Raw genomic sequence first — 25,274 nt, 5'->3', positions numbered from 1 at the left:
ACACTAAGGATTTACCAATCCAGCAGCACTGGCTGGAGCATTCTCGGCCAGAAGTTTTCGATCGATCCATTCTCTGACTGTATCAATTTCATTGAATAAATCATGCAAATTCTGTTCATGAACCGTTAAAGAATCGTCGCTGATCTGCTGTTCCAGATTTCCGGCCAATTGGGCCAATCGAGTCGCACCAACGTTAGCTGCTGCACCTTTCAAAGAATGCGATAACGATTTGAGCGTTTTCAAATCTTCGGCAGCTAGAGCGAGTGCGAATTGTGCCTTATCGGCAATTACCCTCGTAGCGAATTTTTGAAGAACTCTCAGAGCGAACTCGTGATCTCTCCGGCAGCGATTGACCAACTCCTGAAACTGAACCGCTTCAATTGTCTCATGATGGGCATCGATGATGGCTTCTGGTATCGCAATGGAATCACTGGAGACTGAAGAAAGAATCGACTTGGAAATGACTTTCGCAGCAGGAACAGTTTCGATAGCCGTCACGACTTGCGGAATCTTTTCTACGGAAATCGGGGAAGAAAGAGTGAGTCGATTACTTTTGCTGGATAACTCAATATCAACTTTGTGCTCTTGCTCTGGAACTGGTTGTTGAGTTGTCAGTATTTGCAACAACGTGTTGCTCAATTGAGCATGGTCAATCGGTTTCGTGAGATAGCCATCCATGCCCGCCTGTCGGCAGCGATCGTTATCTCCCTGAATGGCATTCGCCGTTAAAGCGACAATTGGAATATGCTCACCTTTTTGAGCTTGTTTTTCGATCTCTCGAATCTTCCGTGTCGTTTCAAAGCCGTCGAGTGTCGGCATCTGGCAATCCATAAGTATCAGGTCATAAGTTTGAGATTTAAGTTTCTCCAGGACAATTGACCCATCAGCGGCTGTTTCTGTATCGAAACCTAACGACCTGACCAGTTCGGTCGTGACGATGAGGTTAACCTCATTATCGTCAGCAATCAGAATTCTCGCAGAAGGTGTTTTGGCTTCAGAAATTGGTTGTTGTACCGACGATTCGCGAACAATTTCTAATGGGACATAGTCGCGCAGTTTCTGCAACATCTCGAGCAGGCGTCCAGCCCGGACGGGTTTATTGATCCACGCATCCCACGGGGGAACGCCATCCACCGCAGCATCGCTGAAGTCGACACTGGTCAGCATGAGAATGCGCAGGGAATCCAGGTGCGGGTGCTTGCGAATGCTACCAGCGAGCATTTCACCATCAAAGCCTGGCATTTGCTTGTCGATAATTGCGATCGAGAAAGCTGGACCTGTGGTGGCTGGTTTACTTAATAGTGATAACGCGGTCTCTGCCGAGAGGCATTTACTGACCCGGCAACCCCAGGCGACCAGATGTTCGCTGAGAATCTCCAGATTGATTTCGTTGTCATCCACCAGCAGAACACGCAGTCCGGCTAATGGTTCATGCTCTGGAGCATCTGTTGAAACCTCAGCAGAGATTAACGGCAGGTCGACAGTAAATGTCGTACCGACACCGACGGCACTCTCGATCTGTATGGATCCCTGCATCAAGTCGGCCAACTGACGACAGATCGAAAGTCCCAACCCGGTACCGCCAAATCGACGAGACGTAGTAACATCTGCCTGGGTAAAGGGCTGGAAAAGCTTCTGTTGCTGAGCTGGCGAAATTCCAATCCCTGTATCTTTGACATGGATCTGCAAGCGATGCTCGCCAGTCGGGGATTGAGCCATCGAAACCTTGATCAGGACATAACCGACAGAAGTAAACTTGAGGGCGTTACCGACAAGATTGACGAGGATCTGCCGCAACCGTTCTGGATCCCCTTCAATTCGTTGAGGGACATCGGGAGCAATATGGCAGGCCAGCTCGACTCCTTTACCTTCCGCACGATGGACAAACATCTCGGAGATATCTTCGACCAGTTGGTGCAGATCAAAATCAACAAGAGCCAGTTCCATACGGCCGGCCTCGATCTTGGAGAGATCGAGAATATCGTTAATTAAACCCAGCAACGTATCGGCGGATGAGCGACAGATGGTCACGTACCGTTTCTGGCGATCATCGAGCGAGGTGGCTTTGAGCAAGTCGAGCATACCAATGACACCGTTGAGCGGCGTCCGGATCTCGTGACTCATCTTGGCAAGAAACTGGCTTTTGGCTTCGTTAGCGGCTTCAGCTTCGGCCTTTTCAGCTCGCCATTGTTCAGCTCGGCGAACCTCGGTGACGTCCTCGACTGAGCCTTCATAGTATAAAATGCGCCCAGCGGCATTCTTCACCGGATGAGCGTTTTCGGAGATCCAGATGGTACTGCCATCACGCCTGTAAACTTCCGAGACAAAGCCTTTGACAGCCCCTTCGGTTTCAATCAGACGGCAGAACTCGGCCCGTCTCTGGGGATCGACATAGAGATCTTTCGAGATATCGCCAATGGAGCCAATCAGATCGTTGGGGGAATCGTAGCCATAGATCTTCGCCAGAGCCGGATTGACATTCATGTAGATCCCACTCGGCGAGGTTTGAAAGATCCCTTCGACGGCGTTTTCAAAAATACTGCGATATTTTTCTTCGGCCGATTTCAAGGCGTGGGTGGTTTCCTCGCGGGCACGAATCTCATCCGTCACGCGATCGAGAACGCGATTGTATTCTGCAGCGATCTGACCGACTTCACTATGGGGCTCAACAAACACATGCTGGCTGAAATCACCGCGGGTGCGATGATCGTTCATTGTACTCATCAGTTCTGCCAGGTCGTTGGAAGCCCCATGTTCGACAAAGTTTAAACCCACAATTTCGTCGCGGGCTCTGACTCGCAGAGGCATGACTTTATTAATCAGATAGATACAGAATCCACCAACACCAAATGCCCAGACAAACGCGACCCCAGAGCCCAGCAACTGCACACCAAACTGCTGCAGGCAGCTCATGCCATGCTGGAAATTCTGCTCGGGCGTAAAGAGTGGCCAGAAGACGGTTCCAAAGAGTCCACAAGCGGCATGGACAGGTACTGCGGAGACAACGTCGTCAATCTTGAAATCATCGAGTAAATAAGTGACTGCGACAGAGATGACACCGGCACCAATACCCAGCAGGACTGCACCCCAGAAGGGGATAATATGGCATGACGCCGTCACGGCCACGAGCCCACCCAGTGCCCCATTGAGCGTCATTTCGACAACGGCACGTTTCTCGATCCACCAGGCCATAAAGAGAGCTGTTAAACAACTCGCAATTGCAGCCAGATTAGTAGCAACCAGTATTCGAGGAACCTGCGAGTTGAGCGCTAACGTACTTCCGCCATTAAAGCCAAACCAGCCGACCCACAGGAGCATGACGCCGCAAGTTGCCAGAACGAGGTTGTGCCCACGAATGCGAGGAGCTTTGGTGTCAAAGCGTCCCAGTCTGGGTCCAATGATCATGACAGCTGCTAAAGAAAACCAGCCGCCGATGGCGTGGACGACAGTCGAGCCTGCGAAGTCGACGAAACCCAGTTTTGCCAGCCAGCCGGTGGGTGATCCTGTTTCCGCCCCACCCCACGCCCAGTGACCAAACAATGGATAGATCAAACCGGAAAGTACGACGGAGAGGACAAGATAACCGGCGAAGCGAATACGCTCTGCGACAGCGCCCGAAACAATCGTGGTTGAGGTTCCGCAAAACATCATCTGGAAGAGGAAAAACCCGAGCGCGATGGCTGAGGCCGCTGCGGAGGTGCTACCAACGGAGAAAAATTGTTCATCGGGCATGAAGTGAGAAGTGCCAATCCACCCGTAAGCCGATTGGCCGAACATGAGGCCGTAGCCAAACAGCCAGAAAATCATCGCGGAAATGCAGAAGTCAGTGAGGTTTTTCAGCGCGACGTTAATGCTGTTCTTAGTACGGGTCACACCCGCTTCCAGCAGGCAGAAACCACCCTGCATCATGAACACAAGAATGGCGGCGCACATCACCCACAACAGCGAAACCGATTGAAACGCATCGAGCATGACACTTACCTGCACGGTGCCAGTCCGAAGAATTGGTGGTGTTGACCGCTGGAGTGCGACAGTGATCACACGTCCCGGGGCTCACTTCGGATGATCGATCGGGACAATTGTGAACCTAGGTTGCGTTTTGGAAACATCCCGATGACGAATGCCACCTTCAAGAAATTTGAACGAAGTCGAATCGACGAGAGTATCGATTCTTCCATCTTTGACGGCAAAGAATAAGGGTTTTCCCTCGCTTTGGGTGAGTTCATTCCGACACAAGATCGATTGTAAGCCATGTAGTCCCAGGGAACCCGGATTTGTGACGCTCAAGAGCTAATCATCAATGGGTTCGAAATCGGCCATTTGTAACGATTAATCCTCGCCTGTCAGTATCAACGATTCTAAGTAGATAAAACACCTGAGATCATTGAAAACTTGAGCACTCCTTAAGGCTCTCGTCGAGAAAATCGCACTAGACTGAATGCAGTACATTTGCATCAAGAGACAAAAGAAAACAACGGAAGCTTACGAGAATGCCAGATTGGAATCGTACGGTCGGAGTCTCAGGTCAAACTCTCAGCCGGTTCCTGATACCAGCGTGTGCCATGCTTGCGGCCCTGAGCAAGCATGCCTCATCGACTCGCGACGAACTTTTGATATCTGGGATAGATCTCCGATCAACATTTCAGCCGGTTCTTGATCCCTGCTGAAATGTCATCTGGTAAAAAAGTGATTTACCTCGACTGATGAATTGAAGGAATTCATAGGCATGCCCTGGGGATTATCCAAGCAAGAACTGTTCGCGAAAGCTCTGAGTCATTCAGGGTGCGGGCCGATTCTGCGCCATTGTCCCCTGTGGAATGGTGTCTTGATTCTGAATTACCATCGGGTCGGAGACGGTTCGAATTCTTTGCTGGATCGAGAGCTGTGGAGTGCTTCGATTGAAGATTTCGAATATCAGGTGAGGAGAGTGAGTCTCGACTTTGATGTGATTCGTCCCGAAGAACTGACAGAGGCCTTCAGCCGTCGTCGAGGTCGGCATGTCATGTTGACATTCGATGATGGGTACATTGATAACTACGAATTTGCCTATCCGATTCTGAAAGCCTACAACACGCCGTGCGTATTTTTTGTGACAACCGGCTTTATTGATCACCATCTCGTCCCCTGGTGGGATGAGATTGCCTGGATGGTTCGAACATCACCGCGTAGTCATTTACCGGCCAGCGAATGGTCTATGGAAACCATCACTTTTGATGAGCCGGATCGCCAGAAAGCTGTGAAAACCCTGCTGAAGCGTTACAAAACGCTCAATGGGGGCCGCACAAAGCTCTTCATGAATTACTTGGGTGAAGCTTTAGGCACAGGCCGGGCTCCTGCCCTGATCGGTGAAAAGTTGTGGATGAACTGGGACCAGATTCGAGAAATGCAACGTGGCGGGATGTCTTTTGGCGGACATACCACCACACACCCGATCCTCGCAAACCTATCTCGCGATGAACAGAATTTCGAGATCGGCAACTGCCAACAGCGATTGACCGAAGAACTCGGTAAAGCGTGCCGATGGTTCAGCTTCCCAGTGGGCGGTCGAGGGAGTTTTAACAATGATACCCGCGAGCTGTTAGCCTATCACGGCTTCGACTGGTCATTTACCTACTTTGGAGGTTACGGCACAGCCACTCGGGTCGATTCTTTAGCTGTGCCGCGCATGGCTGTTGAAACCAACGTAACACGCGACCTGTTCGACGCTATCCTGACGCTGCCTCAATGCTTTCACCGCAAGTAGTCAAGCTCGCGAGATTCCCTTGCGCATTGACTGAGTGATTCACGCCTGCCCAGACCCGCCGCAGGCATGGCACGAATGATTACTCGTCGTAAATCCCTGGAATGCCCCCCGGCATCACGACAGAATCAACCGATTTGTCGATCAACTGGCCTTACAGAAATAGTGGCCATTTCCAAGGGTGGCCCAGACGTAGTTTTGCACGCCTGGGTGACGACAGTCACAAGAAAACTTTGTGCAAAATGTGACAACTTCTGTATCCCCCTAGCTGCACTTCTGGCGAGGTGGCACAGATTGCTCGTCTTAGAGCGACCTGTGTGCCAGTGGCACAAGACATATTTGCCTCCCTCGACCATGACTTCTCTGCCAATTAACCACCCTGCAAAGCGTTTCTTCCATACCCCTGCCGGGGATCACTGTCCGGTAGGGGCTTTCGATGCGGCCACCTCGGGAAATCCTGTCAATCGGGTGCAGTTCACGTACAATGATTTTGGGCGGTCGATCCAAACATACCAGGCGCATGGCGGCCTCTTGGATGATGGAACAGTGAATACCGGCACTTCACCCAGCGTGCAGCGAGGTTATGCCAACGGCAGCACCAACACAGTGCGCCCACTGATCCTCACCTACCCCAACGGCCGGGAACTCACCTACGACTACGGCACCACCCACGAAATCAACGATGCCCTCAGCCGCATTGGCTCGATTGTGGATGATGACACCACCCACCTGGTCGATTACGAATTCCTCGGCCTGGCAGGCGTCATCCAGCAGACCAGCCCCCAACCCAATCTACGCTACACCCTGGCAGGCGTTTCCAACGACCCCGACACCGGCGACATCTACACCGGCCTGGATCGCTTTGGCCGCGTGAAGGACTCCCGCTGGTACAACACCTCCACCAACAACGACCTTTCCCGCATCCAGTACGGCTACGACCGCGCCTCAAACCGCATCTGGCGGAAGAACCCTATCGCCACCGCCCACAGTGCCCAATACGACTGGCTCTACACCTACGACGGCCTCCAACGCCTCAAGACCGCCCACCGTGGCACCTTGAACGGCACCCAAACCGCTCTCACATCCACAGCGTACAAGCAGGATTGGAACCTCGACCCCACTGGCAACTGGGAAGGGTTCAAGCAAAGCGACAACGGTTCCACCTGGAGTATCGAACAGGAACGAACTGCTAACCCGGTGAATGAAATCACCGACATCACCAACACGGTGGGCAATCCCTGGGCAGACCCGGCCTACAACGCCGTCGGCAACATGACCACCATCCCCAAACCCAAGCAGATGGACGAAGCCTACACGGCCACCTACGACGCCTGGAACCGGTTGGTCAAACTCGAGGAAGAAGTCTCCAGCACCTTAGAAACCGTCGCCGAATACCAATACGACGCAAGAAATTTCCGCATCGTGGTGAAAAACTACCTCTCCGGCGCCCTCGATGAAACGATCCACGCCTACTTCACGGACGGTTGGCAGAACATCGAAGAACGCACAGATTCCAACTACACCCCCAGCCAACACCACATCTGGGGCCTACGGTACATCGACGACTGCCTCTTAAGAGACCGTACCACCGACTCAACTCTCGATGAACGCCTCTACGCCCTCCAGGACGCCAACTGGAATGTCACTACAATTGTGGATCAAACTGGTGATGTACAAGAACAAATTGAGTATAACGCCTACGCAGAGTATTACACACTGACTCCGAATTACTCATTACGCCCAGAAAGTAATTTGGGTTGGCGGACATTTCATAGTGGCTACCAAAGAGATCGTATCTCTGGTCTCTGTATAGTGCGAAATCGTTACTACCACACTATGATTGGCCGCTGGGCTACTCGTGACCCACCAGGCTACGCAGACGGATCAAGTCTATCCGAGTATGTAAGATCGCGTCCAACAATACTTACTGATCCATATGGGCTTCAGTGTCAGCAGTCATCTCAAGGGGAAACCCTCGAAGTTGTGATTCAAGCCTACATACCAGACAAGCTTGTTTCTGCCCCGCATGGCACGTTCGCTGGCGATGGTCAAGAACGAGGTGACAAGGACCCCAACTGGGATCTTACCCCTGGAATTGAGGATAATGATTATCGAATCAGAATTCGTGGCATTTTCGACACTGGCACTGGTAGGTTTTCCTACCGTTCTGATGCAGGTACGTCAATTCTCTATAAGATTAATCCCGACGGCACATTTGTGCCGGATGTGATTGATGAAGCAAAGGAGGGGGAGGGTATGGAGCATCAGGCGGTTTACGAAGGAAGGCCAACCATCGACGGGCTCGGGCAATACCGATGCCATGTCATAGGAAGAGGTTTAAACCCGGTAAGTTTTATCCCAGGAACCAAGATAAAGGCCGGACCTCAAATCAACCTATGACATGTACGTAATACTTTACCCCGCTAAATGCCGAACGTAACCAATGGAACATCAATGTAATGGGAACTCACAATCTATTCCCGTCATATGAAGTGTTCGCAAGAGTGAATAGAAGTAATTGGCAACAAGTCTACGGCTATGATCCGCGTAAGTCTGGAGTGGGGCCAGGAATAGGACTCATTTCGTCACTGCCTGTAAGGGGACTTACAGAATTTCATAAATGCCGCCCCGTAAAGAAACCAATTTTTCCAAGTAATTTTGTACCGAACTGTCCTCCACACAGCGCGCCTGATCCCGATTACTCTAACCCTGCAGTTCCCACTAGGTAAAATTCATCATGAAAATGGAGTATTCCCGGCCAACAATATTGTTGGCCGGCATTGCGCTAAGTATTTTAGTGATTGCGACTGGCATATTCCTGATGTTACCAAGAGGTGCTACTGGGGCACTCCTCGTGATCTGGGGGGCAATTGCTGCGCTTATGACATGGAAGCGGCATATGCCAATCGATTGGCGCCCGCTATTTGTAGCTGAGGCATGCATTACACTGGCTGGCGGAGCAATATTTCTGTTTTCATCAGATTGGCAAGCCCTCGGCACGTGCCCCGCGATCATCTATTGCGATGTCATGGCCAAGAAGGGGGGTGCACACCGGCCAGCCGAAGGAGTCAGCATCACCATAGCCACTGATAGCCACACACCGATCGAAGGCTTGACAGACCCTCATGGAGCATGGGCTGTTGTCATTGATGTCCCGTATGTGCGGCAATACAGAGTCATCGGCGACCGTGTAAAAATTAAGACGGATGGTATATCGGTTTCAGCATTCTCAGGCGGTCGTCGAACGGATATTGATATTTCGAATGACAAAAATGTCCAAGTATTTCTAGAAATGGCTCCTGGTAAAATACCTGCACTGATCGTTGTGCCGATTGTCCTCGACCATCCACAATCGGTTTTGCAGGCGCCAAATAAGAATTAATTGTCATATAATCCAGGGTGGCACAGGTTGCTCGTCTTCGAGCGACCTGTGTGCCAGCGGCACGAGAGTTTTCCGCTTGATCGAAAGTACCTCTCTCATCCGCTGCTGAAACCCATTGACTCCACCTGAACCCAGTCTGATGTAACCCCAAACTCCGTCCTGACCCATCTCCGTCCCCATTCCCTCAAACCCGGCCGTCATCGTTGGCGGCCGGTTTCTTTTCCTCTCCCATTTCCCTTCCGCTCTTCACAATTCCTTCCCCTATCCACCTCGAACCAAACCCATCCCCAACCCCTTCTCTCCCATTTTTTTCAGCACCCCATTCCCGAAAGTCCCTCCCATGACCACACGAATTGTCGAAACCCCCAACCCCGCCACAACCTCCGCCAGCTTCCCTCTGGTCCCCCTCCTGAAACCCGCCTCCGGCAACCTCACCCTCACCGCCAACGTCAACCGCGACCCAGGCGACGACTCACCTGTCACCGCTCAGCTGCTTAACGGCGCCACCGTGCTGGGTTCAACCAACCTGACCACACCCGCTGGTCCAGGCAGCGTTAGCTTCCCTACCAAGATTCCAGGCCGTATGGACATTCGATCTTGCAGGTGATGAGCTGATTATGTGAAGATCACTCCACTCAAGAAAGAGAGCTTATGATCAAGCGACACGCACTTTCGGATGAGCTTTGGAAGCGGATTGAAACTCTTTCGCCCGGTGAAGAAGGGGATCCCGGCCGTACAGCACCCGACGCTTGATGACGCGTTCGGAAACAGTTTACAGGTCAAATATGACGTTGCTGGCCATGCCTATTTCATGCGCACTGGCTTTTACAATGGTTGAGGTTGCGATTACATGTTTGGCCATCGCCACATCGGCAACTATGGGTCAAACGAATTGTTGTGTGTTTTGGCTGAGGTCGATAGTGGGAGCAATGACTTCAATGAGTACGATTGTTATTTCTAGAACGTGATGATGACCGTGTAGAATGCTAATTCGCGGTATGATTACCTGGTCGGCAAATCACGCGTTGTCTATGGCCAAGTTGGCGTTACCAGCCAAACGTGTCGCGATACAACTGGTCGGTGACCAAGAATGGAGTCATAACAACATAATGCACCCAAACGGTCGATCGGGTACATTATGTTAGACGATCATTTGCGACCGCCGGGTGATTATGAGCGTTCAGGAGAGATGTTGTGCCATATACAGTTTGCCCAACTTGTGGAAACACGATGCATCTCAGCGTCGGTGACGTCGCGTCGTGGTATGCAGAAAGATATCCCGAGTTCGAGATGGGTACTGCAGTCCCTGGACCGTGTGCACTATGTTACGTGGACCTGGAAATCGGGGATCTTGTTATAACACGGCGAGTGTGTAATGAAAATAACCCATACGAATCAGGCCAGGTTGGATACATCAGCAGAGTCTGGGAAAGCCCGAAGTTCGGCAGGATGTTTGCGGTAACGTTGACATCCGGTCATGAACTGCTTTGCCCGCGGTTGGCGTTAAAGAAGCAAGAATGACAGTCTCGATTCAATCCCGAGCCACCGTTAAACCGATGCACGAATGAGACATAAAAGGGGCAGTACGACGGTGACAAATCATTGGGTGGTCCCGGTTGAAATTCGGATTTCTACCGGGGTGGTGAAGCAGAATGAGGTTTGGTTTCCTCTTGGTGGCAATTGTGATTCAGGCTGACTTTATACGAGGAACAATCCGCTCTCTGAGTTTCAAATTGCGATTGTCAAATTTGCGGTATAGTATAGATGTCAAGAGTGGTGTAGCAAGGGAATCCGATCGGCGCTACGTCGCGACTTGTTTCGCGGTGTGACAAATCATTTTCGACAAATTTTTTCGTATGTATAGAACCTAAACTGATGGCGATGTTCGTTCACCTCGCTCTGGAATCACAGTCCAAGCAAATTCAGCGAGTTGGCATCTCGCGACTTCGCGAGCAGTTTGGCGGATGTCCTGGTGGTGTCTTCGCGGTGCCCGTGGTACGAGACTTTTACGTATCGCATCAATGGTTACGCGAACTGAAGCGTCGGAACGCTGGACCGATTGTTGGCATCTACTTTCGCATACCTGACACTGATACAGTTTGGGTTGGACACTACAACCAAAACCATCGCGAAATGACTGCGGCCGAATCTGTTGCGGAGTTTGATGCTGCAGAAGATGCTCAGGGATGGGAGGTGGTTGTTCCACGTCGGATCGAAGCCAAAGAGATTCATGACGTACGTGCTTTGCCACAGGTCGTTGGATGGCGTTATTTTCCCGATGCAAAGGGCAAGCCACCGTTCTGTCCATGCAAGTTCTGCACGAGAGGCGAGTACGGATCGAAGGCTCTGCGTGAACGACTGAATCCAGAGGGCGGTAACAATCGCAAGTAACGGAACCGACGGTCCGGTCGGTTTTGAAGTCGACGCATCTCACGCCGTCCCGCCTGGTGTCCCCGGTATGAATTCTATTTCTACCGGGGTGGTGAAGCCACAATGCGAACGATTGATGGCCTGCTGCAATGGTGGAACGAGCTGCTTTTAAGCCGTCAAAGGGAATGACTCGGTGTTGGGTACGAAAGCCTGCTCTCCCTGCGGCAAGTAAGTCATTCGCAGGCGAACGATCTTTGCCGCTTTGAGAAATGCAAGGGCTGCCTCGAACACTTTTCAGAGAGATCTCATTACTTTTTGCTGGCGAGCCAGTCGTCAACGACGACTTCCAGTTCTGCCAGTGGAATCGCTCCGTTCTTTAAAATGACATCGTGGAATTCGCGCAGATCGAGCTTTTCACCCAGTTGAGCCTTGGCCTTCTTGCGAAGTTCCTTGATCTTCAATTCGCCAATCTTGTAAGCCAGAGCCTGACCGGGCCACGAAATGTAACGATCCACCTCGTTCACAATATCGAGTTCCGTCTTGGCCGAGTTATCTCGGAAAAACTGGATCGCCTGTTCCCGAGTCCAGCCTTTCGAGTGAATGCCCGTATCGACTACGAGACGGATGGCACGCCACATCTCATACGTGAGTTGCCCGAATTTGGCATAAGGGTCTTCGTAGACACCTAGTTCTTCGCCGAGGCTTTCACTGTAGAGTGCCCAGCCTTCGACGAAAGCCGTAAAACCAGCAAAGCGGCGGAAATTGGGGACGCCTTCAAGTTCAGTCGACAGTGCAATCTGCAGGTGATGCCCAGGAACAGACTCGTGGAGTGATAGTGCAGGAATCTCGTACTTAGGTCGCATTTGTGGCTGATAGAGATTCACGAAGAACATGCCGGCACGTGAGCCATCAGCCGAGGGTGGGTAGTAATAGGCCGCTGTGGTATCTGGCGCCATATTGGCGGGGATGGCCTTCACGCCATAAGGAATTCGCGGCAACGTCTTAAAGAGTTTCGTCAGTTGCGGGTCTACCCGTTTACAAAAGGCTTCATATTCAGTGAGAAGTTCTTTTTCATTCTGGAAGTAGAACCTGGGATCAGTGCGTAAGGATTCGAAGAAGGCCTTCAGATCGCCCTGAAATTGAACCTGCTCGCGGATCTTTTCCATTTCGGCACGAATACGCGCGACTTCATTCAAGCCAATCTGATGGACTTCATCAGGGGTCATATCGAGAGTCGTGAATTCACGGACTCGAAACTTGTAGATTTCGTCGCCGCCAGGAAGATTGGAAACACCCGCTCCTGCATAGCAGGCTGGTAGATACTTGTTGGTAAAGAAATCGAGGAACTTCTGATAGGCAGGGACAACCTTCGTGCCAATCGCTTCCTGAGTGGCCCGCTGAAGTTCTTCGCGGTGAGGAGCAAGATCTTGAGGGATACTGGTTAACGGCTTGTAGAAGAGGCTTTCTTTCGGATCTTTGACAATCTGTCGCTCGATCTGCTTGACGACCCGCTGCATGGTGATCTTCGGCTGCAGGCGGCCTTCGCGAATCCCTTCTTCCATCAGGGCAATGGTCTGATCCATATAGACAGGAAAGCTGTTGAGCCGGGCAATCCAGTTCTGATAGCTGGCGAGATCGTCAAACTGAATGGAGTCCGCGAGTGAGTTTTCATCCTGGATCCCTTCCCGCTGAGTGAGAGGGACGAGGTACCATTTGGTTTTCGTTTCTTCGATGTTCATCGCAAGTTGGCGGGCATAGAGCCTTGCATTGAACTGAGCTTTGGCGGAGAGTGGCTTGCCGCGAATCTGTTCCAGCTTTTCGGCAGAGATCTTCATCTGCTCGTGACGCTGCTTGATGGCAGGAAGCGAGATATCTGGCCAGAGCGCATCGTAGCGGGTATCGCCCAGATATGAGGCAAACGTGGGTGAGTTCTTGAGTGTCTGTTCCCACTCCTGATCGAAAAAGGCTTCCAGCTCAGCGTCGGCGACGGATTTCGAGCAGACCGGCGAGTTATCAGTCGTTGATGCACCAGATGTCCCGCTGCCATTTGTATATTTCAGTAGAAATGCGAGTTCGATCGCGAGGTCGTCGATGGTCTTACTGACAGGCCGGGCACCGGTGTGTCCCAGCGCATCATCGTACATCAGAAAGATGGGTCGTTTGAGCGCAGGGACGGCTTGCAGCCGGGCAACCATTTTGCGGGCATGGTTAGGATCAACTCGCGTATCCGCATCTCCGGTAATGAACATGGCCGCCGGGTAGTTTACGTTCGGGTCGATGTGGTGATAGGGCGAATACGACTTAAGAATGGGATACATTTCGGGATCTTCACTGCTGCCGTACTCCGGGACCCAGAAACGAGCGACGAGGAACTGGTGATAGCGGAGCATATCAAGCAGCGGATAGGAGCAGACGACCGCTGCGAAGAGTTCGGGTCGCTGGGTCATGGCTGTGCCCACGAGGAGACCACCGTTACTGCCACCATTGATGGCCAGATGGGCGGGCGATGTGTACTTGTTGGCAATCAGGTATTCGGCAGCGGCATAGAAATCATCGAATACGTTCTGTTTCTTTTTGAGATAGCCGGCCGTGTGCCAGTCTTCACCAAACTCGCCGCCACCCCTCAGATTCGCGACGGCATAGATACCACCCAGTTCCATCCAGAGAGCGGCTTTGGTTGAGAAGCCAGGTGTGAGATTGACAGCAAAACCTCCATAGCCATAGAGCAAAGTGGGGTTCGTCCCATTGAGTTCGAGGCCTTTGCGATGAGCAATGAACATAGGGATGCGGGTACCGTCTCTGGAAGGGAACCACACCTGCCGGACGGTGAACTTTTCGCTGTCGAAGGGGATCTCGGATTGATGCCAGACCGTTGTTTTCTGTGTGGGAATATCAAACTTAAAGATTGTGCCCGGAACGATATAGCTGCTGAAACTATAGTAGAGTTCGGATTGATCCCACGCCCCTGAGGCAGCGGAAATAGTGCCTATTGTGGGAGGATCAATCGAAAAGAGTTCTTTCCCGGTGAGATCGTAGGCTTTGAGTTCTGAGACTACGTTTCGCAACCAGCGGATAAAGAGCTTCCCCCCAACGAGTGAGATCCCTTCGAGTGATGCCTCAGACTGAGGCACTATGACGGGGCATTGATCAAGGACCGGCTGACGAAGATCTGCGAGAAGCAACTGGCCTCGGGGTGCTTTCCAGGTGGTCCGGACAATCGCACGATGATCAATCGCATCGACTTCAAACTCGGCCTCAAGACCGACTGCGAAGGGAAGGATTGGTTCGTTGGGCTTGGCGAGCGACTGAATGTAGACATCGTTCTGCGAGGAGGCCCCGAGATAAACATGGTAAATGAGCCATTGGTCATCTTCTGAGAGACGCACACCGAGAATCTTCTCCGGGCCGAACTTTTCGCCAAACAGGAGTGTTTCCTTGCCAGTGGCGAGGTCGCGAACATACGCGCGGGGGCCGATCTGCTGGTCATGACGCGAAAGATAGACCTTCTGGCCATCGCGTGAGAACGAGAGGCTGGAATAGCGACCTTTCGGGAACTCAGTCGCGGCGAACGATTTGGTGGTGACATTGAACAGGCGAGGGGTGACTTCGTCCTCGCCACCAGTGCGAACACCACAGATGAGCAGGTTGCCATCGTGGCTGACATCCATCAGATTAACAGTCGTTTTTCCATCCGACGAGAGCTTCTGCGGATCGATCAGGAGTTCATCGGGAGCATTCACCGATGGCCTGTACCAGATGCTGGGGACATCGGCAGAGGCAGTACGTTTCGAGAAAAAGGCGCGGCCGCCGCGAACGACCGGCATACCGACACTGTCCACTTTGAGGAGTTCTGCTAACCGGGCCTTGAGTTCGGGAATTTGCGGCCAGCTACTGGCAGAACTTGTGAGGTACTTGGCTTGCTCGCTGAGCCATTCCCGAGTGGCGGGAGCTTTCTGGTCTTCGAGCCAGCGATAAGGATCGACGATCGTTTCGCCATGGAAGACTTCGGGAATGTTATCGGTTTTTGCCACGGGCGGTTTCAACATGATCTCTTCAGCAGCAGCAATCGACATGAATTGCATTTCCGAAAGACAGAGAATGGCCAGAGAAAGCAATGCTAGGGTATGGCATTTTGTTTCTCGTCGAGAGGCTGACGGCATAACGTGATTCCTGAGTTTGCGGGAGACCGATGCAGAGCGTCTGATGAACGCTGAACTCTAAGCATCAGGATCGTTGTGAGGAACAAAAAGAGTAACAGCTTGAGTCAAATTCTGCCTGAAAATCATCGGTTATCACAGCTTCCTCAGAAGTGGTCTTCTAACGAAAGCCATCATGCATGACGAGTATTTGGTACAGGGATATGACGTTTTCCACAGCAGAAGATCATGACAAAGTGGCGTTGCTCTGCAAAGTGAAATGGGCGGATGAGAGATCATTTTGCCATGGTTGATGCTGAAGAGGTCGTGATTGAGAAAGCGATGCGGAAGGGGCTCTCGCGAAACTGCGAAGATCTCGAAGGGAAAGGCAATAATGCTGAATGCGGCAAGTGCCGAACAACGGGTCAATTAAATCTTGATTTTTTGATAAGCATCCGGTTTTGCAAGATTTGATTGGAAATGACTGTTCATTGAACTGCGGTTTGTATTTTGATTTGAAATGATTCGAGTTGACAGGTGGACTATTGACTTTGCGTGGCATTCAGCGTGAACGTTTGATTTAAGATTTTATTTGTTCCGCTTGATAATTTGGGATCAGTCAGATGTCGCCAAGTATTGAAGAATTATCGAAAGTTACTGTTGATGCGGCATTTCACATCCACAAAGAGTTGGGGCCCGGACTGCTAGAATCCGTCTATGAAGTTGTTTTGGCAAGAAAACTGTTGAAACTGGGACACAAGGTTGAGAGGCAGGTTGGCATCAAATTTGAATTTGAAGGCATCCAGTTTGAAGAGGGGTTTCGAGTCGACTTGTTAATCAACGATTGCCTCGTCGTGGAGCTTAAATCCGTGGAGTGCCTGGCACCGATTCATCATAAGCAAGTGTTGACCTATCTACGGCTTATGAAACAACCACTGGGTCTTTTGATCAATTTCGGCTCTGTCATGTTCAAAGACGGAGTCAAGAGAGTTGTCAACAATCACGTCGCAACCCACGATTCAGCCTTACGGATTCATAAGTCCTGACTGAGGGAAGCTCAGGAGAAACTTAGTTATTGACAGCAGAATCTCTTGGAGATCTTCGCGGCTTCGCGTGAGAAAATCTTTTAATCAAAGCCTCAGAAGTCACCAAACACCTAGCCGTGAGTCGCTTTATAGAGATTAAGGGCGGCGTGCGCCTGTCCCTGGTGGTGGGCTTCGTGCCAGGCGAGAACCTGGAGGACTCGTTCGAGATTCCAGCCGCGATCGCGAAGGGGTTCCGGAATCACACCCAGATCATCATCATTGAACGTCGAGAGCGCACTGAAAAGGTGCTGACGAGTTTCGCTGAGGACATTGCGAATCAGTTCGGCTTCCGGAATCTCCTCATCCGGAGTGCTCCCTCCTTTGAAGCGTGGTACGAGATCGGCAAAGGCAGCCGGGCGGGCCATGAGACGCTCTGTGGCGAAGAGTTCTTCCGTAATCCCCACATGAAGAATTTGCCAGGCGAAGTGAGCACGTCCTGGGCCAGGCCGCCAGCCGAGAATTCGGCCTGTAGGATCGGTCTTGAGTAGCTCATCCAGCGTGGCAAGCGTTTTTGTGCGGGCAAAGACAAGTTGTGACTGATAAACCTGGATGGCACTGGTCGGCGTTCGCATGGTGAGATGTCCTTTGCTGTGTTGCTCTTATCTTGTGATGATCATGGGATAAACTCAAGCCGTCCGAAGGAATGAGTCTTTGATCGATGTGATTGCGACGATGGGATTCGTTGCATCGACAGGAATGATGGAAGTTTCCAGCGACAGGTAGACCGTGCACGATTACGACGCAGCGATCCAGTTTCTGCTCCATCGCGTGAATTATGAGCGGGCTCATGCCGACTCCTTGCGGGGTGAAACATTGAAACTTGGCCGGATGCAGCGGCTGCTGGAAAGGATTGGTCATCCCGAGAAGAAGATTCCCGTCGTGCATATTGCCGGCACGAAAGGAAAGGGCTCAACTTCGACGATGGTGGCCAACCTGCTCAGGGGAGCAGGGCTCTCTGTGGGTCTGTTTACATCGCCTCATATTCACCGGCTCGAAGAGCGTTTTACTGTTAATGGCGAACTGCCCAGCGAAGAAGAAGTTCGACAACTGGTCGAAGATCTTGTTCCCGTGATTGAGGAGATGGATCGCGAGGGACCGGAATGGCATGTCACATTTTTTGAGGCTGTGACGGCCATGGCCTGGATGCACTACATGCGTAAGCAGGTCCAGATCGCAGTGCTGGAAGTGGGACTTGGCGGGCGGCTCGATTCAACAAACATCTGCCAGCCGCTGGTCTGCGTGATTACGAATATCAGCCGGGATCACACACAGATTCTTGGTGCAACGACGGATCTGATTGCCAGAGAAAAAGCGGGGATCATTAAGGCGAATGTTCCTGTGGTGAGTGGTGTCCTCGATGAGTTGGCTCGGCCTGTCATCGCGGCGATTGCGAAAGAACGTGATGCTCCTCTATGGCAATTGGGAGAGCAGCTTTTCTGCCGCAGCCTCGATGAAAGGTCACCCGATGATCCTGGCAAACGACAGATCGGCGTCTCTGCGACGAATGCTCCGTGGGGTAACGGTGAAGTCTTGTGCCGGGTTCCGCTGCTGGGGAAACATCAGGAATCGAACACGACTCTCGCCTTATTTGCCGGTCTACTGGCCTGGGAAAGATGGCGAGGCACTCATGGCGGGCAGAAATGGCTGGCTGTGCGAGAGAATCCCAGTGAAGGGAAACGGGATCGAATGGTGGTCGGCCTGGAAAATTCAGTCTGGCCAGGGCGGATTGAACTGATTCCCGGGAAGCCGCCCATTATTCTCGATGCAGCACATAACTGGGCATCGATGAATGCACTTTTTAATACGCTGCAAGACGAGTTCAAAGACTGCCGACTCACAGTGATTTTTGGAACCACACGCGATAAAGATGTCTCGGGGCTGATGCGATTGGTACGGCATCACGCGGATCGACTGATCCTCACGAAATATCAGGAGAACCCGCGAGGAGTCAGCGTGCAGGAACTGTCGATCGTTGCCCGCACGATTAGCGACCAGCCGTTTCTGACGGCTGCGACACCGATGGAAGCCCTGGCGATGGCTCGAAACGTTTGTGGCCAGCCCAGTGATCATCAATTCAAAGAGCTGATTGTGATTACTGGTTCATTTTATCTGATTGCCGAGGTTCGCGGATCGATTCTTGCTGGTCAATAATTTATCGATCATACACAGATGATCAACGAAAAAGCGGTGCATGACCAAAGAGGCCATGCACCGCTGAAGATCATTGTCGATTGTCGAGATCCATTGGCAGAAGGCTGTTTTGAAGCGAGACTACTTCTTCTCTTCTGGGGCTTTTTCGGCTGGGGCTTTTTCTTTGCTGTCATGATCATGGTCGTGATCGTGATCCATGTGGACATCGAGGAATGGAGTGTAGACCTTTTCATCGATGGTGATCTTGGCTGTCCCGTGAATGAAGCCAGCTTCGATCAGTTCATGAATTTTTGCTTCGTCAACGAGCTCATATCGAGACGTTTTACCATCAGCCTCGCCTTCGAGTGGAGCGGCCTTGAGCACGAGCTTATCGCCCCCTTCGCCAGCCAGTTCCACTTCGGTGGCTGTGGTGGTGTAAGGAGTCTTGCCGTCGCTCCCCAGAAGGAAAATAATCAGCGCATGGCGTTTGCCATCGACCACAATTTCACCCTGAACATCTTTGAAATCCTTGGCGAGCGAGAACAGGCTGCCACCATTCGGGCCGGCAGGGCCATGTTCGTGGCCGTGATCGTCGTGACCAGTTTCCTGCTTTAACTGAGTTGCTGTTTTGTAATCGCCACTGCCGCCACAACCGAGAGTGAAAGTTGTCAGCACGCAAAGTGCAGCCGCCAGTTTGAATCCATTGAAAGTTTGCATCGAAGCTTCCAGTCTGCAAAAGAGAAAGAGGTGTAAGACGTGTTGTTCAAGCCTGTTGGGAACGAGTCAATCTAACTGCTGGAAACAATATTGCAATTGAATTGCGAAAATTAATCAGGATTTGAAAGTGTCAATTTTTTGGGGATATCGCTCGACGTGGATCCCGTCGCGACCATGCCTTTTCACATGATACATGGCTTGATCAGCCAGCGACAGGCATGTCAGCGGATCTGGGGCCATCTCCGAGAATAAGACCACTCCCACGCTGAAAGTCGTAGCTGTTCGCGCGTTGGTAATCTGAGCCCGCAGGTTCGCCAGAAGTTTCTCGACGAGACTCAAGACCTGAATCTCATCCATATCAGCCATGAGAATGGCAAACTCATCACCACCTAATCGGGCAGCGGCATCTTCCTGGCGGACGTTCTGGCTCAAGACTTCGCCGACAATTTTGAGGAGGGCGTCGCCCACCTGATGACCTTGTTCGTCGTTCACTGTCTTGAATCGATCGCAGTCGATATAGACCACAGCAAAGGGATGTTGCTCTTTCCGCGAGATCAGGATCCACTCTTGAAGGACCTCTTCAAATCCACGGGCATTCAGCAAACCTGTGACAGGATCCCGGCGTGAGCGAACCTGTTCGGCAATCAGTTGATTGCGAAGATGTTGTCCCCACACAGCGCTTAACAGGCAGACTGCAAGGAGCGAGATCGTACTGCTGGTGGAGACGCCCGGCCGCCAGATCGATTGAAACGTCATGTAGGCAGTCCCGAGGCCTGCAAACAACCATGGCCAGATGGCTGTGGCGTAATAAGCGATGGCCGCAAATGCGACAGGAAAGATCCAGCGGAATTCCCCGGGGGCAGCAAAGAGGCAACGTAAAAAAATAGCGACGACAATCACCCAGACAACCAGTTGGTGAATCCAGGGATGGCTGGTCTTCAAGCGTGAAACACTTTTTTCTTTCGACTTACCCGACCGGTTCCACCACGAGAAAGGCTCACGATGCCCAGGTTGATCCTGAGCATTGTGAGCAAATTTCGGTTTGGTGAATGAACTGGGAAGCATAAAGTCTCAAGCAGCCAAAACGTAGAGTGATCCGCTGGCCCGGAAGTCGGTTTGGCAGATCCTGACAAGCACCGGGCACGTAATGGCTACTTTTTGGAAGTGTTGGTACTGGTAGTGTTTTTTCTGCTGTTCTGATTGCCGGTTTTGGGAGAAGAGTCGGTCTTCTTATCGACATCAGGGCTCGTGCTTTCTGACCAGAGCCAGCGCATGGCGTCAGGGAAGATGACGCCGCCGTGATTGCCGTTGTGGGCACCTTTGCCTTCGACGATCTTGTAATCGTAGCCTTTGTATTTAAAGGAACTGGCCATCTGCTTATTGGCGAGGTACCAGTTTCCGAACTGATTATCGACATCGAACTCGTTGGCTTGCAGAAAGACTTTGATCGGCTTTTTCTCAGTTTTGCGGATGAGTGTCGGGTAGACATAGCCGCCACGGATATCGGTAAAGCTTCCAACCTGTGTCATGACTTTGCGGAAGCTGTCGGGTCGTTCCCACGCGACGGTGAAGGCACAAATCCCACCCGACGAAATTCCACAGATCGCGCGTTGGTTGGGATCGTCCGTAATGTTGTACTTGGCTTTGACGCGGGGAAGGACATCTTCGTGCAGGAAGCGGGCATAGGTATCACCCAGTGAATCGTACTCCACACTGCGGTGATCTGTCTTCCACGGAGTTTCCGGAAGTTTGCCCTTATTGCCCGGATTGATGAAGACGGCGATGATGGGTGGCAATTCTTTGGCATGAATCAGATTGTCGAGGACGACTGGAGCTCGAAAGTCACCTTTCTCACCCAGGTAAGTATGTCCATCCTGAAAAACCATGAGGGCTGTCGGTTCGCCCTTGTATTGTGCGGGAACGTAGATCGCGCACTCGCGAAATGTGCCGGGATAGACCTTGCTGTCATTCAGTTCGAACTTTTCGATCTTGCCGCGAGGAACGCCTTCTTTACGCTCGGAATCAGGTCCGTGTTCGTACTTTTGAGGCTCTTCCGCTTTCAATACGGATACGTGGCTCAACAGGAGGCACAAAATGGCTCCGTAGGAAAGTGTCGAAGCGATTCCCCGCAGACGGGAACGAAGCGGTGAATGTGGAGAAGTCGTGGTGGTCGTCAGGTTCATGGGGATTCTCCGCGATGGAACTCGAAGTCAGGATGTGGCGTCGAAGGTGTCAGAAGACTGTTCATGCTGGAAAGCTCATTCAAGAGATTGAACATCTCATCGATCGACCTCTCCAACGGGTCATTCCGTTATGGAAGCATGGAGAAGTTTGGATTGACTTTCCAGAGGGCAAACGAGGAATTTGAGTCAGAAGCAGAATTCACTCCGGCGGTTCGGCAAGGAGAACTGGGACGGTGCGCTTGACGATCAGGCCGTGCCAACAAACGATATGGTTGAATGACCGTTTTATTGAAACCGCAATTTTCCAAGGATGATTGATGTCCAGCGCTTCTGCAGCATCTACCGGCCCGTATGAAGAACTTTGCCAGCAACTCCGCGAAGTGGCGGTACTGAGTTCATGCAATGCTGTCCTGTCGTGGGATGAACAGACGGGTATGCCTGCCGAAGGATCTGCCTTTCGTGCCGAGCAGGTGGGGATGATTGCTGGCCTCGTCCATGAAAAAGCGACCCATCCTCGAATTGGGGAAATGCTGCAGGAGTTGTCGCAGGCCACGACTGATGAAGACTCGGTGATTGCTGCCAATATTCGCGAAGCTCGTCGCAATTACGAGAGATCAAAGAAACTCCCCCGGCGGCTTGTCGAAGAGTTATCAAAGACCACCAGCCTGGCTCAGCAAGCCTGGATCAAGGCCCGCAAAGATCAGGATTTTCCGGCATTTCTGCCCTGGCTCGAGAAAATGGTCCACTTGAAGCGGGAAGAAGCTCAAGTGGTGGGCTATGGAAACGGGCACCCTTATGACGCTCTGCTCGATGAATACGAACCGGGTGCCACCGCCGCTTCGATTCAAGAAGTCTTTGGAGCCTTGCGACCCAGGCTTGTTGATCTGATCGGGCGTATTCAAGCTTCATCGACCAAACCTGGCAAAGAAATCGTGGAGCGTCATTATCCCAAAGCGGCCCAAAAGGTGTTTGCTGAGGCAGCGGCTCGTTGTATTGGCTTCAGCTTTGAGCGAGGCAGGCTCGATGAATCGGCCCATCCATTCTGCTCAGGGGTGGGGCCTGGCGATGTGCGATTGACCACCAGATATCTGGATCATCATTTCAACTCAGCATTTTTTGGTGTCCTGCACGAAGCAGGGCATGGCATTTACGAACAGGGCTTGCCCGATGACCAGTTTGGACTGGGTTGCGGCACGGCCTGCTCGCTCGGAGTTCATGAATCTCAGTCGCGGCTGTGGGAAAACTTTGTGGGCCGAAGTATGGCCTTCTGGAATTACTTTTATCCCGGGGCAATGCAGGCCTTTCCCACAGCGCTGAAAGAAGTCAGTCAGGACGAGTTTTATCAGGCGATTAACGTTGTGGAGCCATCGTTCATTCGAGTCGAGGCCGACGAAGCGACGTATAACCTGCACATCATGCTGAGGTTTGAAATTGAACTGAAGCTGATTTCTGGTGAGCTGAAGCCTGCCGATCTGCCATCGGCCTGGAACAGTGCTTTCCAGCGGGACTTTTCGATTGTGCCTCCAAACGATGCGATGGGATGCATGCAGGACATTCACTGGAGTGCCGGGCTGTTTGGTTACTTTCCCACTTATGCTATGGGCAATCTTTATGCAGGAATGCTGTTTGAAGCGGCCAGTCGAGATCTGGGCGAATTGCAGGCGCAGTTCTCTCGTGGTGAGTTTCTACCTTTGAAGGAATGGCTCAAGGAAAAAGTTCATCAGTGGGGACGCCGATACACAGCCCCGGCTCTCATCGAAAAAGCCACTGGGCAAAAACTGACGCATGAGCCGCTCTTACGGCATCTGGAAGCGAAATACGCTGCGATTTATTCATTGTAAGGATGTGCTTAAACAATCAGATCATGGCCAGCCTTTTGCAGGGGAACGCCCGGATCAACCTGGCGGCAATCAGCCGCTGACTAAGGAGTTGGATCATGTCTCAGCGAGCTTTTTTCTATGCGCTGGCCGGTGTGATGATTGTAGTGGTGATCTTCACTCGCATTTACTTCCCCACGAAAAGCGGTGGAGAGTTCCAGAGGCATGGAGCTTTGCCTGCATTTGCGGAGCAAGGCTGGATCAATGGGCCCGGCCCGACGGCCGAAGAGTTGAAAGGAAAAGTTCTCGTTATTGATCTATGGGCATTCTGGTGCGGGCCCTGTAAGCGGGCCGTGCCCGAAATCATTGCGTTGCAAAAGACCTTCGCACCTCAGGGTGTGGTCTTTCTGGGAGTGACCAATGAGGGACAAGAGCGGCTGAAAGAAAGTGAAGCGTTTGTCAAAGAAACAGCCATCCCCTGGCCGAACGCTTATGGTGCTGAGTCGTTTTTTGATGAGTTGTCGGTCGAAGGAATCCCGACAATTCTCGTGGTGGGGCGTGATGGACAGATTGTCTGGCGCGAACATCACCCTGAGGGTATTGAGAAAGCCATTGAGACAGCACTTGCTGAGGTGAAGTGACTTCAGGCGCGATCCCAGGCAAAGCTCATGATGTCGGCAATCGTACTCGTGCCCAGTGCCAGCATCACGAGTCGATCAAAACCTAACGAGACGCCCGTGGCTGAGGGGAAATTGGCAGCCATGGCCGACATGAGCCGTTGTGGTGGCTTAATTGGTGGAAGACCGGCTTTCTCGCGCAGGCGGGCGTGTGTTTGCGCTCGGTGAGCCAATTCGACCGGATCGGTCAGTTCGTGATAGCCATTGCAAAGCTCAACCCCATCGATGTAGAGCTCGAATCGATTGGCTACTTCCGGCCCGGCAGGATAGAGCGGTCTGGTCGTGGCCAACCCTGCCTGTGAAGCGGGATAATCCATCAAAAAGACTGGTCGCTCAAATCCGAGACGAGGTTCAATGGCATTGACAAGCAGATAATTCAGCCAGCCATCGCGGTCATCTTCATCGAGGCTGGGGAGATTCAACTGCAGTTGTCGGGCTTTCGCAATCAGTTCCACCACGGGAACATCCAGAGCAGCCAGACCCAGAAATCTCTCGAACGCGGCACTATAGGTTAATCGCTCAAATGCCGTTGAAGGGAGCAATCGGCCACTGCTGACTGGTCGTGAAAAATCATGGTTTCGAGGGGCTGTTTGAATTCTCAGTCGGGTCGCCTCGGAGAAGAAGAGGCGGATGAAGTTCTCGACAAACTGGATCTGATCAGTGAGTTCACCTTCAGGAAAGTACCATTCCAGCAGGGTGAATTCGGGATTATGCCTGGGTCCGAAATCTCCTTTGCGGAACCCTCTGCTGAACTGAAAGATGGGCCCTGAGCCGGCGGCGAGCAATCGCTTCATGTGTGCTTCGGGAGACGTCTGCAGAAACAGATGTCTTTCCGTCACGGCATCTGTCGTGATAAAGGGATCACTCCAGCTATCGAGCACCATTTCTGATGACAGAATGGGCGTGGTCACTTCCCAATACCCCGCCTGCAGAAAAAACTGACGTGCTGCTGCCATCAAGCTGGAGCGTAGCTTCAGAAGACTCATCGAAGCCGAAGGGAGATAGTCGTCAGCCTGCACGTCGGTTGTTCTTTCCAT

The 25,274-nt window shown here is 52.0% G+C and carries 14 protein-coding genes; 7 read left to right on the top strand and 7 right to left on the bottom strand.

All coding sequences use genetic code 11. The features are described from left to right. Window positions 1-3: 3 nt before the first annotated feature. The gene (gene amt / locus A6X21_RS16075; RefSeq protein WP_068849668.1) at window positions 4-3,972 is read right to left on the bottom strand and encodes an ammonium transporter; all 3,969 of its coding nucleotides are present in this window, start codon (window positions 3,970-3,972) and stop codon (window positions 4-6) included. A 754-nt stretch (window positions 3,973-4,726) separates the two neighbouring features. Here amt and A6X21_RS16070 point away from each other — a divergent pair. The 3 genes from A6X21_RS16070 to A6X21_RS16060 all read left to right on the top strand — a co-directional run bounded on the left by A6X21_RS16070 (window position 4,727) and on the right by A6X21_RS16060 (window position 9,122). Then, a complete protein-coding gene (locus tag A6X21_RS16070; RefSeq protein WP_068849666.1) occupies window positions 4,727-5,743 on the top strand; it encodes a polysaccharide deacetylase family protein in 1,017 nt (338 codons plus the stop codon). 336 nt (window positions 5,744-6,079) lie between these two features. After that, a complete protein-coding gene (locus A6X21_RS16065; protein ID WP_165603825.1) occupies window positions 6,080-8,140 on the top strand; it encodes an RHS repeat domain-containing protein in 2,061 nt (686 codons plus the stop codon). A gap of 337 nt (window positions 8,141-8,477) precedes the next feature. Continuing rightward, on the top strand, window positions 8,478-9,122 hold the full coding sequence (locus A6X21_RS16060; protein ID WP_068849663.1) for a hypothetical protein: 645 nt from the start codon (window positions 8,478-8,480) through the stop codon (window positions 9,120-9,122). A 2,678-nt stretch (window positions 9,123-11,800) separates the two neighbouring features. Here A6X21_RS16060 and A6X21_RS23780 read toward each other — a convergent pair. Next, the gene (locus A6X21_RS23780) at window positions 11,801-15,652 is read right to left on the bottom strand and encodes a DUF885 family protein (RefSeq protein ID WP_083233661.1); all 3,852 of its coding nucleotides are present in this window, start codon (window positions 15,650-15,652) and stop codon (window positions 11,801-11,803) included. Window positions 15,653-16,251: 599 nt separating this feature from the next. Here A6X21_RS23780 and A6X21_RS16025 point away from each other — a divergent pair. Further along, window positions 16,252-16,674: a GxxExxY protein gene (locus tag A6X21_RS16025; RefSeq protein ID WP_068849651.1), complete on the top strand. Its 423-nt coding sequence runs from the start codon at window positions 16,252-16,254 to the stop codon at window positions 16,672-16,674. Between the two features lie 110 nt (window positions 16,675-16,784). Here A6X21_RS16025 and A6X21_RS16020 read toward each other — a convergent pair whose 3' ends face one another. After that, a complete protein-coding gene (locus A6X21_RS16020) occupies window positions 16,785-17,285 on the bottom strand; it encodes a DinB family protein (RefSeq protein WP_068849649.1) in 501 nt (166 codons plus the stop codon). A 154-nt stretch (window positions 17,286-17,439) separates the two neighbouring features. On the opposite strand from A6X21_RS16020, the gene A6X21_RS16015 reads away from it, so the two are divergent. Next, complete coding sequence (locus A6X21_RS16015; RefSeq protein ID WP_068849646.1) at window positions 17,440-18,864, top strand: bifunctional folylpolyglutamate synthase/dihydrofolate synthase; 1,425 nt, start codon at window positions 17,440-17,442, stop codon at window positions 18,862-18,864. 120 nt (window positions 18,865-18,984) lie between these two features. Here the strand turns inward: A6X21_RS16015 and A6X21_RS16010 are convergent, their stop codons facing one another. The 3 genes from A6X21_RS16010 to A6X21_RS16000 form a co-directional block, all read right to left on the bottom strand. Continuing rightward, the gene (locus A6X21_RS16010; RefSeq protein WP_068849644.1) at window positions 18,985-19,560 is read right to left on the bottom strand and encodes a hypothetical protein; all 576 of its coding nucleotides are present in this window, start codon (window positions 19,558-19,560) and stop codon (window positions 18,985-18,987) included. Between the two features lie 114 nt (window positions 19,561-19,674). Next, a complete protein-coding gene (locus A6X21_RS16005) occupies window positions 19,675-20,625 on the bottom strand; it encodes a GGDEF domain-containing protein (RefSeq protein ID WP_068849642.1) in 951 nt (316 codons plus the stop codon). An 86-nt stretch (window positions 20,626-20,711) separates the two neighbouring features. Beyond that, the gene (locus A6X21_RS16000; RefSeq protein WP_068849640.1) at window positions 20,712-21,743 is read right to left on the bottom strand and encodes an alpha/beta hydrolase; all 1,032 of its coding nucleotides are present in this window, start codon (window positions 21,741-21,743) and stop codon (window positions 20,712-20,714) included. 317 nt (window positions 21,744-22,060) lie between these two features. On the opposite strand from A6X21_RS16000, the gene A6X21_RS15995 reads away from it, so the two are divergent. Together A6X21_RS15995 and A6X21_RS15990 are read left to right on the top strand one after the other, a co-directional pair. Continuing rightward, entirely contained in the window at window positions 22,061-23,584 is a 1,524-nt protein-coding gene (locus A6X21_RS15995) for a carboxypeptidase M32 (protein ID WP_068849638.1), read from the top strand. Window positions 23,585-23,679: 95 nt separating this feature from the next. Further along, on the top strand, window positions 23,680-24,201 hold the full coding sequence (locus tag A6X21_RS15990; RefSeq protein ID WP_068849636.1) for a TlpA family protein disulfide reductase: 522 nt from the start codon (window positions 23,680-23,682) through the stop codon (window positions 24,199-24,201). Window positions 24,202-24,203: 2 nt separating this feature from the next. Here the strand turns inward: A6X21_RS15990 and epmA are convergent, their stop codons facing one another. Further along, window positions 24,204-25,256 (bottom strand): EF-P lysine aminoacylase EpmA, encoded by a 1,053-nt coding sequence (gene epmA / locus A6X21_RS15985; RefSeq protein WP_165603824.1) that lies wholly within the window; start codon window positions 25,254-25,256, stop codon window positions 24,204-24,206. Window positions 25,257-25,274 lie beyond the last annotated feature (18 nt).

The sequence above is a fragment of the Planctopirus hydrillae genome (assembly GCF_001707835.1).
In the GTDB taxonomy this organism is placed as follows: domain Bacteria; phylum Planctomycetota; class Planctomycetia; order Planctomycetales; family Planctomycetaceae; genus Planctopirus; species Planctopirus hydrillae.
The sequence above is the reverse complement of the archived record's forward strand: the minus strand, read 5'-3'. Positions and strand labels throughout refer to the sequence as shown.

What these genes read in the sequence shown, in the direction of transcription:
- amt (WP_068849668.1), bottom strand. Translation starts at nt 3,972, where the DNA reads ATGCTCGATGCGTTTCAATCGGTTTCGCTGTTGTGGGTGATGTGCGCC.
- A6X21_RS16070 (WP_068849666.1), top strand. Translation starts at nt 4,727, where the DNA reads ATGCCCTGGGGATTATCCAAGCAAGAACTGTTCGCGAAAGCTCTGAGT.
- A6X21_RS16060 (WP_068849663.1), top strand. Translation starts at nt 8,478, where the DNA reads ATGAAAATGGAGTATTCCCGGCCAACAATATTGTTGGCCGGCATTGCG.
- A6X21_RS23780 (WP_083233661.1), bottom strand. Translation starts at nt 15,652, where the DNA reads ATGCCGTCAGCCTCTCGACGAGAAACAAAATGCCATACCCTAGCATTG.
- A6X21_RS16025 (WP_068849651.1), top strand. Translation starts at nt 16,252, where the DNA reads ATGTCGCCAAGTATTGAAGAATTATCGAAAGTTACTGTTGATGCGGCA.
- A6X21_RS16020 (WP_068849649.1), bottom strand. Translation starts at nt 17,285, where the DNA reads ATGCGAACGCCGACCAGTGCCATCCAGGTTTATCAGTCACAACTTGTC.
- A6X21_RS16010 (WP_068849644.1), bottom strand. Translation starts at nt 19,560, where the DNA reads ATGCAAACTTTCAATGGATTCAAACTGGCGGCTGCACTTTGCGTGCTG.
- A6X21_RS16005 (WP_068849642.1), bottom strand. Translation starts at nt 20,625, where the DNA reads ATGCTTCCCAGTTCATTCACCAAACCGAAATTTGCTCACAATGCTCAG.
- A6X21_RS16000 (WP_068849640.1), bottom strand. Translation starts at nt 21,743, where the DNA reads ATGAACCTGACGACCACCACGACTTCTCCACATTCACCGCTTCGTTCC.
- A6X21_RS15995 (WP_068849638.1), top strand. Translation starts at nt 22,061, where the DNA reads ATGTCCAGCGCTTCTGCAGCATCTACCGGCCCGTATGAAGAACTTTGC.
- A6X21_RS15990 (WP_068849636.1), top strand. Translation starts at nt 23,680, where the DNA reads ATGTCTCAGCGAGCTTTTTTCTATGCGCTGGCCGGTGTGATGATTGTA.